Raw genomic sequence first — 15,270 nt, forward strand, 5'->3', positions numbered from 1 at the left:
CATGCTGGCTCGCTAAGCGCCTGCGGCGATCAACCAATCCGCCAGCCGGGCCAAAGCCGGGTCTTTTGCGTCGCCACTGCGGATGCTGAGGCTGTAGCCGGCCGGCCGGCGAATGAAGCCGTAAGGCGCTACCAAAGTACCGCGCTCGAGGTCCTCGCCGATGGCCGTGCGCGGCGCGATGGCGACCCCAAGGCCGGAGCGGGCGGCGCCGATCGCAAGCAGCAGATCCTCGAACTCACGATTGCCGGCAAACCGGACGGGCGCATGGCCGCTTTCCGCGAACCAGTCATTCCAAAGGCTTGGGGCGGAACGGCTACCCAAGGCGACAGCGCCGGCCAAAGCCGGAACGCCGGCGGCAAGGCCGAGGCGAGCCGCAACCTCCGCAATCGCGACCGGGCCGAACTCATCCTCCATGAAGCGAACGGCCGTGATATCGCGCGTCGGCCTGTATTCGCCACCCATGATCACCGCTTCGAGATCGGGACGCCTGGCCAGAGGCTCCACTGCCGCCATCGGCACGATATCTATGTCGATGTCCTGAAGTGCCACCTGCAGATCGGCACCGCGCGGCATCAGCCACCAGACGGCAAAGGCCGAGGGCACGCCGAGCCGGATGGAGCGCCGGTTCCCGGCCGAAAGCTCCGCCGAGGCCCGCGCCAGGATGCCGAAGGCGACACCGATGGAATCGGCGAACGCCCTGCCCTTCGCCGTCAGGACGAGCCGGCCGTTCTCCCGATCGAACAAAGACACGCCGAAATGAGCTTCCAGCACGTTCAATTGCTGCCTGACGGCACCGCGCACGACGCCGAGTTCGTCGGCCGCCTTCAGGATGCTGCCACGACGCGCGACGGCGTCAAAAGCGCGCAGCGCGTTCAAGGGTGGCAGGCGTCTGGACGAAGCATGTTGGGACATGACAAAGATTTATCTTTTTTTCCAGTATGATAGCGGGCCCGTTTAAGCAACTGCGCCGTCTGCGGCATAAAAATGCTGTTGAATGTCGCTTTCAGCACAATCGCCGGCGAATATCAGAAGGCAAATCCTGCCACTTTTAACTACTCACCACTCAATAAATTTGTGGGGAAATACCATATACCGCCATATGGACCGCAAAACTTTTCCACACGATGTTATTATAGAATACAACCTTCACTCCAGCCCCAAAAGGTGAACCGACAATTGGCCATTTTCAGCCGCATAGCGAATGATGTGCAACTGATGTTTCGGCGTCCGCCGCGACAGCAGTATGCCGCGCTCTGTTATCGGGTGAAGAAGAAGACACGCGATCTCGAAGTGCTGCTGCTGACCAGCCGCGATACAGGTCGCTGGGTCATTCCCAAGGGTTGGCCGATGCCGGGCAAGCTCTCCCATGAAGTCGCGGCGCGTGAAGCCTTCGAGGAGGCCGGCGTGCGCGGCACCGTGGAAACCGCGCCGCTCGGCGCGTTCAGCTACGACAAGGTGCTGAAGGACGGCATTCAAGTGCCGTGCCGTGTGCAGGTCTATGCACTCGAAGTCAGCGAACTCGTCAAGAACTTCAAGGAAAAAGGCGAACGCTCCATCGAATGGGTCTCTAGCGACGAAGCGGTCAAGCGCGTTCGCGAGCCGGAATTGCGCGACCTCATCCTTGTCTTCGCACAGCGGATGACGCAAACATCCGCCGTGGAACAGACGAAGTAAGCCACAATACTCACAAGAAACTGTGCCAGGATGCAGGGTGCATATTGCGCCGCCCGTCGGGCAGCGCAATACGAGAGGTTTCGATTCAGAGAATGGCATGCCCGACCAGCCGGCAACACCAGTAAAGCGGACACTCGACAAGGACCTCGACAGATTCACCTATGTCGAGGATGCGACCCATCATGTCACCAAGCGTCTGGTTGCGCCCGGCATCGGCCTGATCTTCCTTGGCCTCGCCATGGTTTTTGCCGGTATCTACGTACTCGACCAACCGCGCGCGACATTGATCTTCGCCGCCGTGGCGCTCGCCGGCTACATGGCCATGAATATCGGCGCCAAGGACGTGGCCAACAATGTTGGTGCGGCGGTGGGCGCACGCGCGATCACCATGACGCAAGCGCTGATCATGGCGGCCATATTCGAAGTTCTCGGCGCAGCGATCTCGGGCGGGCCGGTCATCAACACCATCTCGACGCATATCGTCGACACCAACCGCATCATCAGCAGCGGCAAGCTCGCATGGCTGATGATGGCGGCACTTCTGGCGGCTGCACTCTGGATCAACTTCGCCACCTGGCTGAAAGCCCCCGTTTCGACCACGCATGCGATCGTCGGCGCCGTTGTCGGCGCGGGCGCCGCGGCCGTCGGTCCGGAACTGGTCAATTGGCGAATGCTGGCGGCCATCTCCGCCGGCTGGGTCGTGACGCCTTTTCTCGGCGGCGCCATCGCCGCCAGCATCCTCTTCTTCATCAAGAGCACCATCATCTATCGCGACGACAAGCTCGCAGCCGCCAGATACTGGATCCCAATATTGATCGGGCTGATGGCCGGCGCTTTCTCCGCTTATCTCATCGTGCAGCTCGTGCCCAAAGGGGCGATCTCAGGCCTGCTGAATATCGCAATCGGCTTTGGCTTTGGCGTCGGCGTCATAACATGGCTCGGCGCGCGACCGCTGGTGGCGGCGCAATCGACCGGGCTCGAGAACAAGAACAGTTCGTTGCGCAAGCTTTTTCGCCTGCCGCTGATCGGTGCGGCAGCGCTGATGTCCTTTGCGCATGGCGCCAATGACGTCGCCAATGCAATCGGTCCGCTTGCGGCGATCGTTCGCGATATCGGCCTCGGCGGCTCGCTCAGCGTAGTGGCGGAAACCACCACCCGGAACGCCCCATACTGGGTCGTCCTCATCGGCGGCTGCGGCATTTCCGTCGGCGTGCTGCTCTACGGCCCGCGCCTGATCCGCCTGATCGGCGAACAGATCACCAAGCTCAATCCAATGCGGGCCTATTGCGTCGCCACATCGGCGGCGCTCACCGTCATCGTCGCGGCCTGGTTCGGGTTTCCGGTGAGCTCGACCCATATCGCTGTCGGGGCGGTCTTCGGCGTCGGCTTCTTCCGCGAATGGTATACCAGCCACTCCAGGCGGAGGCTCGCCTACATGCGCGGCAAGGCTGAAGCCGCCGGCATCCCCTGGCACGAGGCCAATAATACCGACGAACGCAACCCTGACGAAATCCATCGCCGGCGCCTGGTGCGCCGCTCGCACTTCATGACCATTATCGCCGCCTGGGCGATCACCCTTCCGATGTCGGCTGTGCTTGCCGCCGTCGTGTATTGGGTTATGGTCGCGCTCTTCATCTAAGGGATTCGAGAGGTATCCATGCGCGCCAATTTCCGCATGCAGCGGCTGTTCGTGACTTCAGACATCGAGGCGGGCAGTGCCATCGAAGCCGATCAGGATCAGTTCAACTATCTCGCCAACGTGCTGCGCATGGAGGACGGCGCGGAGCTGCTGATCTTCAACGGCCGCGACGGCGAATGGAGAGCCAGCATCTCCTTCCCCTCCCGCAAGCGCATACAGCTCACGCCCGTCGAGGAAGCACGGCCGCAGCCGGCCCCTTCCGACCTGCACTATCTCTTCGCGCCCCTGAAGGTCGGGCGGCTCGATTATCTCGTGCAGAAGGCCGTGGAAATGGGCGCGGGCCTGCTACAGCCAGTCATGACCCAGCATGTGCAGGGCAAGATCACCAATCTGGACAAGGTCAGGGCCAATGTCATCGAGGCGGCGGAGCAATGCGGCATCCTCGGCATTCCCGATGTCGCCGAACCGGTGAAGCTTGCCGATCTGCTCGCCCGCTGGCCGCGCGAGCGGCGCATCATCTATTGCGACGAAGGCGATGCCGGCCAGAATCCGCTGCCGCTGCTGACAAAAGTCAGGGAGAAGCATCTGGCGTTGCTGGTTGGCCCCGAGGGCGGGTTTTCGGAAGAAGAGCGCGCGCTGCTGCGCAGCCTCGATTTCGTCACGGCCATCCCCTTGGGACCGCGCATCCTGCGCGCCGACACGGCCGCCGTCGCGGCCATGGCCGTGATCCAGGCCGCGATCGGCGACTGGAACTAGAGCAATTCCAGGAAAAGTGCGTAGCGGTTTTCCGTCCGGAATTGCGTAAAAACAATAGCATAGAGCGGTCAGGCGGTTCCGTGAAACGCGTAACCGCTCTAGGCTCGCCTCGCCGTCAGCCCACCACGGCGAACGCCGTCGCAACGACCAGCAGGACAGCCAGCGAGATATTGACCGCCCGCGAAACCGTGGGGTGCTGAAGGAAGCGCGACAGAGAGGCGCCGACGAGAAGCCATACGATATGGATGGCGACGATCATCCCCGTCAGCAGCGCGATCTTCACTGTGGTATCGAGCAGCCGCCGATCCTGAAAGACGCTGACACCGGCGAAGACTGCGGCGATCGCCACATAGGCCTTCGGATTGGCGACAGCCAAAAGGAAGCCACCGGAAAATGCGGGAGCGGCGACCTGATCGTCACTGCGTGCCAGCGGCGGCGCCGTCGCGATCCTGAAGGCGAGGTAAAGGATGTAAACAGCCGAAACCACCGTCAGCACGAGCGCGCCATGCGGCACGGAGAGCAATACGGCAACGACGCCGGCTGCCACGGCCAGCAATACCGCAACAGTGCCGACGATGAGGCCGGACACATATCCAAGCGATCGCCGGAAGCCATAGGCAGCACCCATCGCCGTCGCGCTGATCGTCGAAGGACCGGGGCTCCCCATGATGACCAAGGACGCCAGAAGCAGCGTCAGGATGGGATAAAGGCCATTTTCACCGAACATGGATATGCTCCGTTCATTGTCAGTCGAAGCAAACTATCCGCGGGAATGGCTGGAGGTCTTGAACACTTGTGCAAATATGCCGGCGAGTGGCACAGTCGCGATGCGACCTCTAAGACACAAAATCCTATTTTTTTGAACGACCCTTGAAAGAAATTCACTTGCACCGTACCTCAATCCGCGTCAATCACCCTTCCAATTGGCCTGCGGCTGGCGCGGGTTCTCTTTCCGAGATCTAAGGTAATACCATGGCGCGCGACACCACCGACCAGACTCCGCTCTCATCGGTCTCGGAAATGACGGCCTATCTGGCCGCCGGCAGCAGGCCCAAGGAGGACTTCCGCATCGGTACGGAGCACGAGAAGTTCGTGTTCTTCCGCGCCGACAACAGCCCTGTGCCCTATTTCGGCGAAGCCAGCATTTCCGCACTCCTGAAGGGGCTGCAGGAAAAGAGCGGCTGGGATCCGATCATGGATCGCGGCAACATCATCGGGCTCAGTGAGCCCACAGGCATGGGCGCGATCTCGATCGAGCCGGGCGGCCAGTTCGAATTGTCAGGCGCGCCGCTCGAAACCATCCACGAGACCTGCAAGGAATCCAACAGCCATCTGGCAACCGTGCGCGAGATCGCCGAGCCGATGGGCATTCGCTTCCTCGGGATTGGCGGCAGCCCGAAATGGACCCTGGCCGAAACCCCGCGTATGCCGAAATCCCGCTACGAGATCATGAGCCGCTACATGCCGAAGGTCGGCACCCAGGGTCTCGACATGATGTACCGCACCTGCACGATCCAGGTGAATCTCGATTTTTCGTCGGAAGAGGACATGCGCCGCAAGATGCGCGTGTCGATGAAGCTGCAGTCGCTGGCAACGGCGCTCTTCGCCTCCTCGCCCTTCACCGAGGGCAAGCCAAACGGCCTTTCCTCCTGGCGCGGGGACATCTGGCGCGATACCGACAACAGCCGCGGCGGCCTGCTCGACTTCACCTTCCGGGATGATTTCGGCTTCGAAGACTACGTGAAATGGGCGCTCGACGTTCCCATGTATTTCGTCGTCCGCGACGGTCGCTACCATGACTGTACGCATGTCACCTTCCGCCAGTTCATGAACGGCGCCTTGAAGGGCGAGATCGCGGCCTGGGAGCCGACGATGGGCGACTGGACGAACCATCTTTCGACGCTGTTCCCCGACGTGCGTCTCAAGCGCTTCCTGGAGATGCGCGGCGCCGACGGCGGCCCCTGGCGGCGCATCTGTGCCCTGCCGGCCTTCTGGGTCGGCCTGCTTTACGACGATGCCGCGCTGACGGCTGCCGACGAGCTGACCAAGGACTGGAGCTTCGACGAGGTCAATGCGCTGCGCAACGTCGTGCCGGCGCAAGGCCTGAAGGCTGTGATCAAGGGGCATGGCCTGATGGACATTGCCCGCGAAGTCGTCGGCATTTCCCGCATCGGCCTGAAGAACCGCGCGCGGCTGAATGGCGACGGGCAGGACGAAACCGTCTTCCTCGCACCGCTCGATGAGGTGCTTGCGAAGAAGGGCACGCTCGCCGACGATCTGCTGATGCTCTACAACGGCCGCTGGAACCAGTCGGTCGAGCCGATCTTCGAAGAATATCAATACTGATAGCGGATCTGCCTGCCTTCATCGCCTGGACGGCACGACGGCAGAAACCGGTATGCGCTCTCTTTTTTCCCGCTATACTATCGGAATCATGCGCCGCGTGATTCCGAAGCGGCGTTACTGCGGGGAAAGGGACTTCGATGCTGCCACTCTTCGACATGATGATGCAGGCACAGAACGGCGCCGCGACTGAGGCCATGGCCAAGCAGTTCAACCTCGCGCAGGAACAGGCGACCAAGGCGATGGCGGCGCTGATGCCGGCCTTCTCGACCGGCTTCAAGCGCAGCGCGGCGGACCCTTATAATTTCATGGGCGTGATGCAGGACATCACCTCAGGCAACTATGCCAAATATTTCGAGGACATGGGCAAGGCCTTCACGCCGGAAGGCATTGCCGATGGCAACGCCGTCTTGGCGCGCCTCTTCGGCTCCAAGGAAGTCTCCCGTGCGATCGCGGCGCAGGCCGCACAAATGACCGGCGTCGGCCAGGAGATCTACAAGCGCATGCTGCCTGCCATGGCCGATACGCTAATGGGCGGCCTGTTCAAGGAGACCAGCGGCCAGATACCGCCAATGGCCAATCCCTTCCTCAACACGGCGATGGGCGAGATGATGCAAGGCTGGCTGCAGACCATCGGTTTCGCGCCGAAGCAGCGGCCGTCTCCGCAGGCAAACATCTTCAACAACCCCTTCACCCAGGCGATGGAACTGATGTTCGGCGGCGATCCGGCCAAGCACGGGAAGGCCGAACCCGCCAATCCCTTCCTCGACAATCCCTTTGCCAAGGCGTTTCAGGACATGATGCGCAACTTTCCGATGTCGCCAGTCGAGCCGCCGAAGGAAGAACCCAAGGCGAAGCCCGCCGCCGGCGTCGACATGGCCGCCTATACCGACATGTTCAACGCCATGTTCGACAGCGGCCTGGAAGCGCAGAAGAACTACCAGAAGAACATGGAAACGATCTTCGATAGTTATATGCAGAACGGCAGCCCGGCCAAGACGCCCGAAGGCAAGTCCTAGAGCGTTTTGTTTCTTTACGCATTCCAGACGAAAAACCGCTTCGCACTTTTCCTGGAAATGCTCTAACCGCGCTGCCACACGCGGCGTGCAGGCTGGAGGCGACCGATGGGCCTGCGCGGCAAGCGTCGGATAGTCGATATAGCCCTTGGCTCCGGGCGCATAGAAGGTCGAGCGATCCGGTTCGTTTAGAGGCGCGTTGCGGCGAAACGCTCCGGCAATCCGGGTTGGCGAGAAATGCCGTGCCAAAAACCACCGCGTCGGCTTTGCCTTCCCTTAAGAGCTCTTCCGCACGCGCCTGAGTGAGCCCACCGCCGATGATATATGATCCGGCGAGACGCGGGCGGAGCAGCTCATGATAATCCACCGTCGCACCGAGCAGCGCGACATGGAGAGACAACGATCTCAAGCAAACTCGACATCCATTGTTCGAAATTCCGCACAACCCGTACTGATTGCACCCGGTTATCAAACAGCGGGATTGCGCATATCTCTGCTCCATCTTGAATGGAGATAATCATGTCCAACATCAATCAATCCGGCAGCTTTACCCTCGGCGACTATAGCGTCAAACGTCTCGGCTACGGCGCCATGCAGCTTGCAGGCCCCGGCGTGTTCGGGCCGCCCAAGGATCATGAGACGGCGCTCGCCGTATTGCGCGCAGCGGTCGCCGCTGGCGTCGACCATATCGACACAAGCGATTTCTACGGCCCGCACGTCACCAACCGGCTGATCCGCGAAGCGCTCCACCCCTACCGTGACGATCTCGTCATTGTCACCAAGATCGGCGCCCGGAGGGGCACGGATGCCTCATGGCTGCCGGCCTTCTCCCGCGAGGAGCTGACGCAGGCGGTGCATGACAATCTCCGCAATCTGGGGCTGGATGTGCTTGATGTCGTCAACCTTCGCATCATGCTCGATGTGCATGGTCCCGCCGAGGGGTCGATCGAGGCACCCCTGACAATCCTGGCTGATCTTCAGAGGCAGGGTCTCGTGCGTCACATCGGGCTCAGCAACGTCACCGCCAAGCAGATCGCCGAGGGACGTGGGATCACCGAGATCGTCTGCGTGCAGAACCAGTATAATCTGGCTCATCGGGCCGACGACACTCTGATCGACGAGCTTGCCCGCGACGGTATCGCCTATGTGCCGTTCTTTCCGCTCGGCGGGTTCTCCCCGTTGCAATCCTCCACCCTGTCCGATGTCGCCGCACGCCTGAAGGCTACGCCGATGCAGGTGGCGCTCGCCTGGCTGCTTCAACGCGCACCGAATATCCTGCTCATTCCCGGCACCTCGTCTCTCGAGCACTTGCAGCAGAATCTCGCCGCCGCCGGGCTCGTGCTGCCGAAGAACGAGATTGCCGAACTGGATCGCATCGCGGGCGTCGGCGCCGCCTGACGCTCTCTGGATCCGATTGTTTTGGAGCTCCCCCGCCCCGCTCATGGCAGAGGCGGGGGTGTTGCACACGTCACGAGCTTAACCGCATGACGCAGTTTTTCCTCATTCCACGGTCCCTGCCCAATCGGTGGTCCCTGCCCAATCGGTCGTCCGCAAGGGTAATTCCAGCCTGCGCGATATCCCGATGCTCTCCAGAAATATCTCGTCGTGGCTGACCACCAGCAGCGCGCCGTCATAAGCGCGCAATCCCGCCTCGACCGCCGCGATCGAATCGATATCGAGATGGTTGGTGGGTTCGTCGAGGATCAACAGTGCTGGCGGCACCGTTCCACCGAGCACGCAGGCAAGGCCTGCTCGCAACAGCTGTCCGCCGCTCAAGGTGGAGACGATCTGCAGCGCCGCATCCGCCCTGAACATGAAGCGCGCGAGCGCGGCGCGGCAGGCCGTTTCGTCCGCATCCGGATTGATGTCCCGGAAGTTGTCGCGGATCGAAAGCGATGGATCGAGCAGGTTGACGCGCTGATCCAGGATGGCTGAGGAGACGACGCGCACCGTCCCGCTCCATGGCTCCAACGCACCGGAGATGAGTGCCAGAAGAGTCGTCTTGCCCGAGCCGTTCGGCCCGGTGACCGCAATGCGTTCCGGGCCGGTGATGACGAAATCGAAATCGCTGATAATCGGTCGTTCCGGCTGATAGCCGGCGGTGACTTTCTCCATCTTCAGAACGATCCGGCTTGCCGGCAATCCCGATGTCGGCAGCTTGACCGTCAGCGGTTGCAGGATCTCGATCTTTTCGCGGGCGGCTGCGGCATCCTGCAAAGCCTGGGCGCGCCGGCGCTCGGCAAGGCGCGCGTTCTCGCCGCCCGTCGTCTCGCTTCGCTCCTTCAATCCGCCGAGCATGATGCGCGGTATGCCGCCTTTGGCCGCCATCTTCCGGCCGGCCTTGTCCCGGCGGGCCTGCCGCTCGACTGTTGCCTGCGCGCTTCGTGCGACCTCCACTACGCGCTTCTCGGCCTCGGCGAACTCATGCTCGACCGCCGCCAGCTCCAGGGCCTTGCGTTCACGATATTGGCTCAAGTTGCCGCCGTAACGTGTCGCCCCGAGCAAGGTCAGCTCGACGATCGCATCCATCGCATCGAGCAGCTCCCTGTCATGGCTGACCACGATCGCGCCCGCTCTCCAGTTCGAAAGCAGATCGATCACCGAGGCACGGCCGTCGCGGTCGAGATTATTGGTCGGTTCGTCCAGAATGAGGAAGTCGGGATCGTCGACGATCAGCGCCGCAAGGCCACATCGCGTGCGCTGCCCGCCAGACAGGGTGACGAGAAGTGTCTCGGGCGAGACATCGAGCCCGACGCGATGGAGCGCCGAGGCGATGCGGGCCTCCAGCGTCCAGTCCGCCGAGGCGAGCTCTTCGGCCGTTGCCCCGCCAGCCTCCGCACGCTTCAGGACGGCCAGTGCCTCGCTCGCCCCGAAGAGATCGGCGACGGTTTCACCGGCCTGCACTTGAACGCTCTGACGCAGGATGCCCAGTCTGCCGTTGAAGGAGACCGTGCCGGACCGGGGCTGCAATTCGCCGGCAACGAGCTTGAGCAGCGTCGTCTTGCCGACGCCGTTGCGGCCGACAAGGCCCGTGCGTTCGGTGCCGAAGCTCAAATCGAGGTTGGAAAGAAGCGGCCGGCCGTCAGGCGTGGACCAAGAAAGATTGGATAGAACGATGGATGAAGGCATGGATACGAATGTCCCCGATGGCAAGGCTGAACGGCATTGCGGTCGGGTTGGAATCCATTGCGGCACACATCCTGTTTGAATGACTGATGCCCATAAGTTAGGCGACAAATAGTTTCAGTTCAAGCTTGGGCGTCGACGGCATCAAGAAAGCTTATGACTCGCTTCCAGGTGAGGTCGGCAGCCGTGGCATCATAATCGGGCAGGCTGGCATCGGTATAAAGATGGCCGCCGCCGGGATAGGTGAATATATCCGCCGCGATCCCAGACCGCGCGGCCGCCGATCGCCAGGCGGCAACATCCTCCTCCGGTTCGAACGGATCCGGTTCGGCAAGATGGAGCTGAACGGGCAGGCCCTTGCGGGCATTGTCGGCAATTCCGGCGATGCCATGCAGGAAAAGGACGCCGGCGGTCTTCGGCCGTTTCGGCCAGAGGCTCGCCGCAACAGCGGCGCCCATCGAAAACCCGGCGAGCACAGTCGATGCAGGCAGGCCCGCCATCGCCCATTCCGCGCGTTCGCAAATCGTCGGCCAGCCGATTTCGTCCTTGAATTCAAAGCCTTCTTCGATCGATCGGGCGATCAGCCCTTCATAGAGATCCGGTGCGAAAGCCTTGTGTCCGGCCGCCTGCACGCGCTCGACCGCCTCATTTTCGAGAGAACGCAAGCCATAGACGGAGTGGAAGAAGATCACGGTTGCCATCGCCATATCCCTGCAATTTCGATCAGCGGTAACATAAGGCAATTGCCGCTGCAGGCAACTTGTCCGCCCATGGTCTGCCGTCGGAACAATATCCACAAAAAGAAAAAACCCGGTGTTGGCCTGAGGCCGAACACCGGGAAAGAGGCAGGGCTTATTGGCTATCACCCTGCGGGGAAACTATTTTCCGACTTCAGTCGCGGAAGCTGCGGAAGGCGGAGAGGCGCGTGCGGCGACGCGCGGAATTGGTCAGGTGGCTGGACGGGTCCTCGAAGAAGGTCGAGGTGATCAGCGCAGCGTCGAGGTCCTGCCGGGTCAGGCCGATGTCCTTCAGCTGGCTGTCGTTCAGCTCATTCAGATAGTGGATCTCGCGGCGATTGCGGATTGCGCGCCAGCCGGATGCCACATTGGCGAAAGCAAGCATCAAGCGTGCCGTCAACGGCAGCGACCGTGTTGCAGGGCCGAGGTGAAGTGTCCGATCTGTCGTGCGCATTTCCGTAGTCCTTTCCTTGAGGCACACGCTAGCCAAGCCCCTTCCCGATGATCTGGGAAAGGGGCGTCGGCCGGGAGAAGTTCGATAAGAGTTTCTGTTCGATTGGTATGCTGAATTGCATCAGGAAGATGCCAAAGCCCTATTGATCAGTCCAACGAATGTTTCTAATGATAACTATCAAACTCCTTTATAGGTGAGACCATGGCCGCGCCGCTCGACCTCGACCAATTGCAGACCTTCATCGCAATCGTGGATTCCGGCAGCTTCACCAAGGCCGCCGACCGGGTATTCAAGACACAGTCGGCGGTTTCGATGCAGATGCGCCGGCTGGAAGAGCGCGTCGGCAAGCAGCTTTTCATCAAGGACGGCCGCGGCAACCGCCTGACCGCCGAAGGCGAAAAACTGCTCAACTACGCCCGCCGCATCATCCGCCTGAACAACGAAGCGATGGCCGCCTTCGACGACAACCGTCTCGAAGGCACGTTGCGGATCGGCACGCCGGATGATTACGCCGACCGCTACATGCCCGAGATCATCGGCCGCTTCGCCAAGACGCATCCGAACGTCGAGCTCTACATCGTCTGCGAACCCTCGGTCGATCTTGCCGAGCGCATGCATCGCGGCGAGCTCGATATCGCGCTCGTCACGCACAATCCGCGTGAGAGAATGTCCGATGTCGTGCGGACGGAGCCGCTCTGCTGGGTCGGCTCGGCCAACCATCCGCTGCGCGACGATGCACCCATCCCGCTCGCCGTCGGGCGGCGCGACTGTCAGTGGCGCCAGCTTGCCTGCTCGGCGCTCGATGCCGGCGGCCGCGACTATCAGATCCTGTTCACCAGCTGGTCCTGCACCGTGGTTGCGGCGGCGGTGCTCGCCGGGATGGCGGTTTCGGTCATGCCGGAATCGGCACTCAGGACCGGCATGAAAGTGCTGACCCAGGCCGACGGTTTCCCGCCCCTGCCGCCAGTGCAGATCGGCATCATGAAGCGGGCGGGCCTTTCCGTGTCGCTGATGAACGCCATCACCGCCCATATCTCCGCCTGCCTGGACAACATCACGCCGGCAGCGGTCGATGACGACCTCGATGGCGAGGTGAAGACCTACACCCGCTATTCTCCAAGGCTGCGCGCCGGGCATATTCTGCCGGGCTGGTAAGCCACTTTTCGGCAACCGGCGCCTCTTTGCCCGATCTTGCTACGCTGCCGGCTCTGCCAGCAGCGTAGCGCGGATCACCTGTTTCCATTCATGCAGCAAGCGTATCGACATTCCATGGTCGCTCATGATGGCAAAGCGGACGGATGCGCCGATCAGATGGCTGAAGAGCTGCGTGCGCGCCTTCAGGTCGATGCGGCTTTCGGCCGGCAGGAAAGGCTGGATATTACTGAGGAATATTTCAGCGACGTGATTGCTGTGCTGCATGTTGAGCTGCAGGATATCCCTGTCTATCTCCGTTCCCAACCATACGCCCAGATAGGCCGGATCGCCGCGAAATTCGCGGTAGTACCAATCGATCATGCCGCAAACCAGTTCTACGGCATGGTCAAGCGACCTCACTGCGGCGAAGGCTTCCCCGACCTTCTGCTGGATGAGATTGGCGTGACGCTCGAGCAAGGCCCTGACGATCGCGGCCTTGTCCGGGAAATACTGATAGATCGAACCGATCGGGATCCCGGCCACGGTGGCCAGCTCCGTCATTTTCACCGCGCTGACGCCCTTCTCCGCGATCAGCCTGGCGGCAACGGCGAGAATGGCGTCGACACGCTGGATGCTTCGTTCCTGCTGCGGCCTCTTGCGGAACGTGGTGTGGGCGGGGCTATCAGGACTCATGCATTTCCCGTTTCCTTGTCATGCGGAACGACGCGGGGCGTGGAGACGCTATGGCACACACGCGTTCAACGCGCGTAAAAGGGAAAATTCCAATTTTAAGTATAGTCGAGATGCACGTTGCGGCTGCGACGACCAAGGCCGGCCATGGTCTCGGCCTTGGTGCATGATGATTGCCTCATCGGGCGGCATCGACGACGTATGATGCGCCCTACGCCACGTATTTTTTCAGGAACTCGACTGTTCGGCCCCAGGCCAGATCCGCAGCCTTCTTGTCATAACGGGCGGCGGACGTATCATTGTTGAAGGCGTGATTGACGCCGTCATAGACGAAGATCTCGAAGGTCTTGCCGCCTGCCTGCAACTCCTTGCGATAGGCATCGATACCGGCATTGATGCGATCGTCCAGGCCGGCATAGTGCAGCAGAAGAGCGGCCTTGATGTTCGGGACATCGCTCGCCGGCGGCTGCGCGCCGTAATAGGCGACACCGGCTTTCAATTCCGGCGAAATGGTCGCGAAGCGATTGATAAGGCCGCCGCCCCAGCAGAAGCCGACAGCGCCGACCTTGCCGTTGGCCCCGTCGAGCTTGGCGAGATAGGCGAGGCTCGCCTCGGCATTGGCTGCCGTCAGCGCCGGGTCGAGATTGGTGAACATGTCGCGCGCCTTGTCCTCGTTCTCGGGCGTGCCGCCGAGCGGCGACAGGAAGTCCGGCGCCAGCGCGATAAAACCTTCCAGTGCCATGCGGCGCGCCACGTCACGAATATGCGGATTGAGGCCACGATTTTCGTGGATGACGATGACGCCGCCGAGCTTGCCGGCCGCATCCTTCGGACGGACGAGATACCCCTTCATCTCGCCCTTGCTGCCGGCGTAGGTGACATCCTTGCCTTCCACCCGGTTGTCGTCGGCGGCGATGACCTCGGCACTCGCCTTGTTGGCGGCAAGCAGCGGCGCGATGGCGGCGGCAGCTCCGGCCGAGCCCGCAAGCTTCGTCAGCTTTTCCATGAAGCCCCGACGATCGAGCGTCAGATGCGTATATTCGTCATAGGCGTTGATCATCGCCTGCGTCACGATGGGCTTGTCCGTGCTCATGGTCCTGTTCTCCCTATTTTTCTCCGGCAGCCGGCACGTTGCCGCAAGCCACCCGCTGACAAGATAGGTCGCCGGGTCGCGGCGTAACGACAAAGGAAGAACACAAATACGTTACCGCAGGTTGCTATCAGCGATTACGCACGCCGCTTAGGAGAAGGCGAGCCAGACGCCGAGCCAGACCCACATGCCGGCCAGCACAATATAGCCCAGGGCAAAGAGCGGGCTGCGGTAGCGCAGGTTGTTGCTGGTCACATGCACGAAGGCATGCACATAGCGCGTGGCGACGAACAGCCAGGCAAGGATCACGGCAGGCAGGTTATCCGCCTGGGTCACATAGAGCACGATGCAGCAGACGTAAAAGAGCAAGGGAAGCTCGAACTGATTGGCGATGCTGTTGCGCACCACCAGGCTTTCCGCAGGCTCGTCGCCGGCATGGTTTTCGCGAAATTGTGAGGGCTTGATCCGGCCGTCGTTCACCAGAACGCGGCGACGCCAACCCAGCAATGCATAGAGAATGAAAACAAGCACCGCATGCGCCACCATCGGCCAGAACATTTCATAGCCTGTCAAGTCGCCAACTCCTTTGGAATTTCCGAAAGCCGAAACGG

The 15,270-nt window shown here is 61.5% G+C and carries 15 protein-coding genes; 7 read left to right on the forward strand and 8 right to left on the reverse strand.

All coding sequences use genetic code 11. The features are described 5' to 3' along the window. Positions 1 to 12: 12 nt before the first annotated feature. Positions 13 to 912, reverse strand: a complete 900-nt coding sequence (locus GA0061101_RS02940; protein WP_092572977.1) for a LysR substrate-binding domain-containing protein — start codon at positions 910 to 912, stop codon at positions 13 to 15. Between the two features lie 303 nt (positions 913 to 1,215). Here GA0061101_RS02940 and GA0061101_RS02945 point away from each other — a divergent pair, with 303 nt between their 5' ends. The 3 genes from GA0061101_RS02945 to GA0061101_RS02955 all read left to right on the forward strand — a co-directional run bounded on the left by GA0061101_RS02945 (position 1,216) and on the right by GA0061101_RS02955 (position 4,069). Then, positions 1,216 to 1,674: an NUDIX hydrolase gene (locus GA0061101_RS02945; RefSeq protein WP_080760637.1), complete on the forward strand. Its 459-nt coding sequence runs from the start codon at positions 1,216 to 1,218 to the stop codon at positions 1,672 to 1,674. 97 nt (positions 1,675 to 1,771) lie between these two features. Next, positions 1,772 to 3,313, forward strand: coding sequence for an inorganic phosphate transporter (locus GA0061101_RS02950; protein WP_092573027.1), 1,542 nt, complete (start codon positions 1,772 to 1,774; stop codon positions 3,311 to 3,313). Between the two features lie 18 nt (positions 3,314 to 3,331). Next, positions 3,332 to 4,069, forward strand: a complete 738-nt coding sequence (locus GA0061101_RS02955; protein ID WP_037198947.1) for a 16S rRNA (uracil(1498)-N(3))-methyltransferase — start codon at positions 3,332 to 3,334, stop codon at positions 4,067 to 4,069. A 115-nt stretch (positions 4,070 to 4,184) separates the two neighbouring features. Here GA0061101_RS02955 and GA0061101_RS02960 read toward each other — a convergent pair whose 3' ends face one another. Continuing rightward, positions 4,185 to 4,796 carry a LysE family translocator gene (locus tag GA0061101_RS02960; protein ID WP_037198948.1) on the reverse strand — a complete coding sequence of 204 codons (612 nt, stop codon included), beginning with the start codon at positions 4,794 to 4,796 and terminating at the stop codon, positions 4,185 to 4,187. A gap of 245 nt (positions 4,797 to 5,041) precedes the next feature. On the opposite strand from GA0061101_RS02960, the gene GA0061101_RS02965 reads away from it, so the two are divergent. From GA0061101_RS02965 to GA0061101_RS02975, 3 genes are all read left to right on the forward strand, one after another. Continuing rightward, positions 5,042 to 6,415 carry a glutamate--cysteine ligase gene (locus tag GA0061101_RS02965; RefSeq protein WP_037198951.1) on the forward strand — a complete coding sequence of 458 codons (1,374 nt, stop codon included), beginning with the start codon at positions 5,042 to 5,044 and terminating at the stop codon, positions 6,413 to 6,415. Positions 6,416 to 6,552: 137 nt separating this feature from the next. Beyond that, positions 6,553 to 7,431 carry a DUF937 domain-containing protein gene (locus tag GA0061101_RS02970; protein ID WP_092572978.1) on the forward strand — a complete coding sequence of 293 codons (879 nt, stop codon included), beginning with the start codon at positions 6,553 to 6,555 and terminating at the stop codon, positions 7,429 to 7,431. 516 nt (positions 7,432 to 7,947) lie between these two features. Beyond that, positions 7,948 to 8,826: an aldo/keto reductase family oxidoreductase gene (locus GA0061101_RS02975; RefSeq protein ID WP_092572979.1), complete on the forward strand. Its 879-nt coding sequence runs from the start codon at positions 7,948 to 7,950 to the stop codon at positions 8,824 to 8,826. Between the two features lie 102 nt (positions 8,827 to 8,928). Here GA0061101_RS02975 and GA0061101_RS02980 read toward each other — a convergent pair whose 3' ends face one another. The 3 genes from GA0061101_RS02980 to GA0061101_RS02990 all read right to left on the reverse strand — a co-directional run bounded on the left by GA0061101_RS02980 (position 8,929) and on the right by GA0061101_RS02990 (position 11,745). Then, complete coding sequence (locus GA0061101_RS02980) at positions 8,929 to 10,557, reverse strand: ABC-F family ATP-binding cassette domain-containing protein (protein WP_092572980.1); 1,629 nt, start codon at positions 10,555 to 10,557, stop codon at positions 8,929 to 8,931. Positions 10,558 to 10,676: 119 nt separating this feature from the next. Next, positions 10,677 to 11,255: a dienelactone hydrolase family protein gene (locus GA0061101_RS02985; protein ID WP_037198958.1), complete on the reverse strand. Its 579-nt coding sequence runs from the start codon at positions 11,253 to 11,255 to the stop codon at positions 10,677 to 10,679. A gap of 190 nt (positions 11,256 to 11,445) precedes the next feature. Beyond that, positions 11,446 to 11,745, reverse strand: a complete 300-nt coding sequence (locus GA0061101_RS02990) for a DUF1127 domain-containing protein (RefSeq protein WP_037198959.1) — start codon at positions 11,743 to 11,745, stop codon at positions 11,446 to 11,448. Between the two features lie 201 nt (positions 11,746 to 11,946). Here GA0061101_RS02990 and GA0061101_RS02995 point away from each other — a divergent pair, with 201 nt between their 5' ends. Beyond that, positions 11,947 to 12,900, forward strand: a complete 954-nt coding sequence (locus GA0061101_RS02995; RefSeq protein WP_037198961.1) for a LysR substrate-binding domain-containing protein — start codon at positions 11,947 to 11,949, stop codon at positions 12,898 to 12,900. A 39-nt stretch (positions 12,901 to 12,939) separates the two neighbouring features. On the opposite strand, the gene GA0061101_RS03000 is transcribed toward GA0061101_RS02995, so the two are convergent. The 3 genes from GA0061101_RS03000 to GA0061101_RS03010 all read right to left on the reverse strand — a co-directional run bounded on the left by GA0061101_RS03000 (position 12,940) and on the right by GA0061101_RS03010 (position 15,232). Next, a complete protein-coding gene (locus GA0061101_RS03000) occupies positions 12,940 to 13,572 on the reverse strand; it encodes a TetR/AcrR family transcriptional regulator (protein ID WP_037198963.1) in 633 nt (210 codons plus the stop codon). A 208-nt stretch (positions 13,573 to 13,780) separates the two neighbouring features. Further along, positions 13,781 to 14,662: a dienelactone hydrolase family protein gene (locus tag GA0061101_RS03005; protein ID WP_092572981.1), complete on the reverse strand. Its 882-nt coding sequence runs from the start codon at positions 14,660 to 14,662 to the stop codon at positions 13,781 to 13,783. 147 nt (positions 14,663 to 14,809) lie between these two features. Next, complete coding sequence (locus GA0061101_RS03010) at positions 14,810 to 15,232, reverse strand: MAPEG family protein (protein ID WP_037198967.1); 423 nt, start codon at positions 15,230 to 15,232, stop codon at positions 14,810 to 14,812. Positions 15,233 to 15,270 lie beyond the last annotated feature (38 nt).

The organism is Martinezella lusitana, assembly GCF_900094565.1.
In the GTDB taxonomy this organism is placed as follows: Bacteria; Pseudomonadota; Alphaproteobacteria; order Rhizobiales; family Rhizobiaceae; genus Rhizobium; species Rhizobium lusitanum.

What these genes read in the sequence shown, in the direction of transcription:
- GA0061101_RS02940 (WP_092572977.1), bottom strand. Translation starts at nt 912, where the DNA reads ATGTCCCAACATGCTTCGTCCAGACGCCTGCCACCCTTGAACGCGCTG.
- GA0061101_RS02945 (WP_080760637.1), top strand. Translation starts at nt 1,216, where the DNA reads ATGTTTCGGCGTCCGCCGCGACAGCAGTATGCCGCGCTCTGTTATCGG.
- GA0061101_RS02950 (WP_092573027.1), top strand. Translation starts at nt 1,772, where the DNA reads ATGCCCGACCAGCCGGCAACACCAGTAAAGCGGACACTCGACAAGGAC.
- GA0061101_RS02955 (WP_037198947.1), top strand. Translation starts at nt 3,332, where the DNA reads ATGCGCGCCAATTTCCGCATGCAGCGGCTGTTCGTGACTTCAGACATC.
- GA0061101_RS02960 (WP_037198948.1), bottom strand. Translation starts at nt 4,796, where the DNA reads ATGTTCGGTGAAAATGGCCTTTATCCCATCCTGACGCTGCTTCTGGCG.
- GA0061101_RS02965 (WP_037198951.1), top strand. Translation starts at nt 5,042, where the DNA reads ATGGCGCGCGACACCACCGACCAGACTCCGCTCTCATCGGTCTCGGAA.
- GA0061101_RS02970 (WP_092572978.1), top strand. Translation starts at nt 6,553, where the DNA reads ATGCTGCCACTCTTCGACATGATGATGCAGGCACAGAACGGCGCCGCG.
- GA0061101_RS02975 (WP_092572979.1), top strand. Translation starts at nt 7,948, where the DNA reads ATGTCCAACATCAATCAATCCGGCAGCTTTACCCTCGGCGACTATAGC.
- GA0061101_RS02980 (WP_092572980.1), bottom strand. Translation starts at nt 10,557, where the DNA reads ATGCCTTCATCCATCGTTCTATCCAATCTTTCTTGGTCCACGCCTGAC.
- GA0061101_RS02985 (WP_037198958.1), bottom strand. Translation starts at nt 11,255, where the DNA reads ATGGCAACCGTGATCTTCTTCCACTCCGTCTATGGCTTGCGTTCTCTC.
- GA0061101_RS02990 (WP_037198959.1), bottom strand. Translation starts at nt 11,745, where the DNA reads ATGCGCACGACAGATCGGACACTTCACCTCGGCCCTGCAACACGGTCG.
- GA0061101_RS02995 (WP_037198961.1), top strand. Translation starts at nt 11,947, where the DNA reads ATGGCCGCGCCGCTCGACCTCGACCAATTGCAGACCTTCATCGCAATC.
- GA0061101_RS03000 (WP_037198963.1), bottom strand. Translation starts at nt 13,572, where the DNA reads ATGAGTCCTGATAGCCCCGCCCACACCACGTTCCGCAAGAGGCCGCAG.
- GA0061101_RS03005 (WP_092572981.1), bottom strand. Translation starts at nt 14,662, where the DNA reads ATGAGCACGGACAAGCCCATCGTGACGCAGGCGATGATCAACGCCTAT.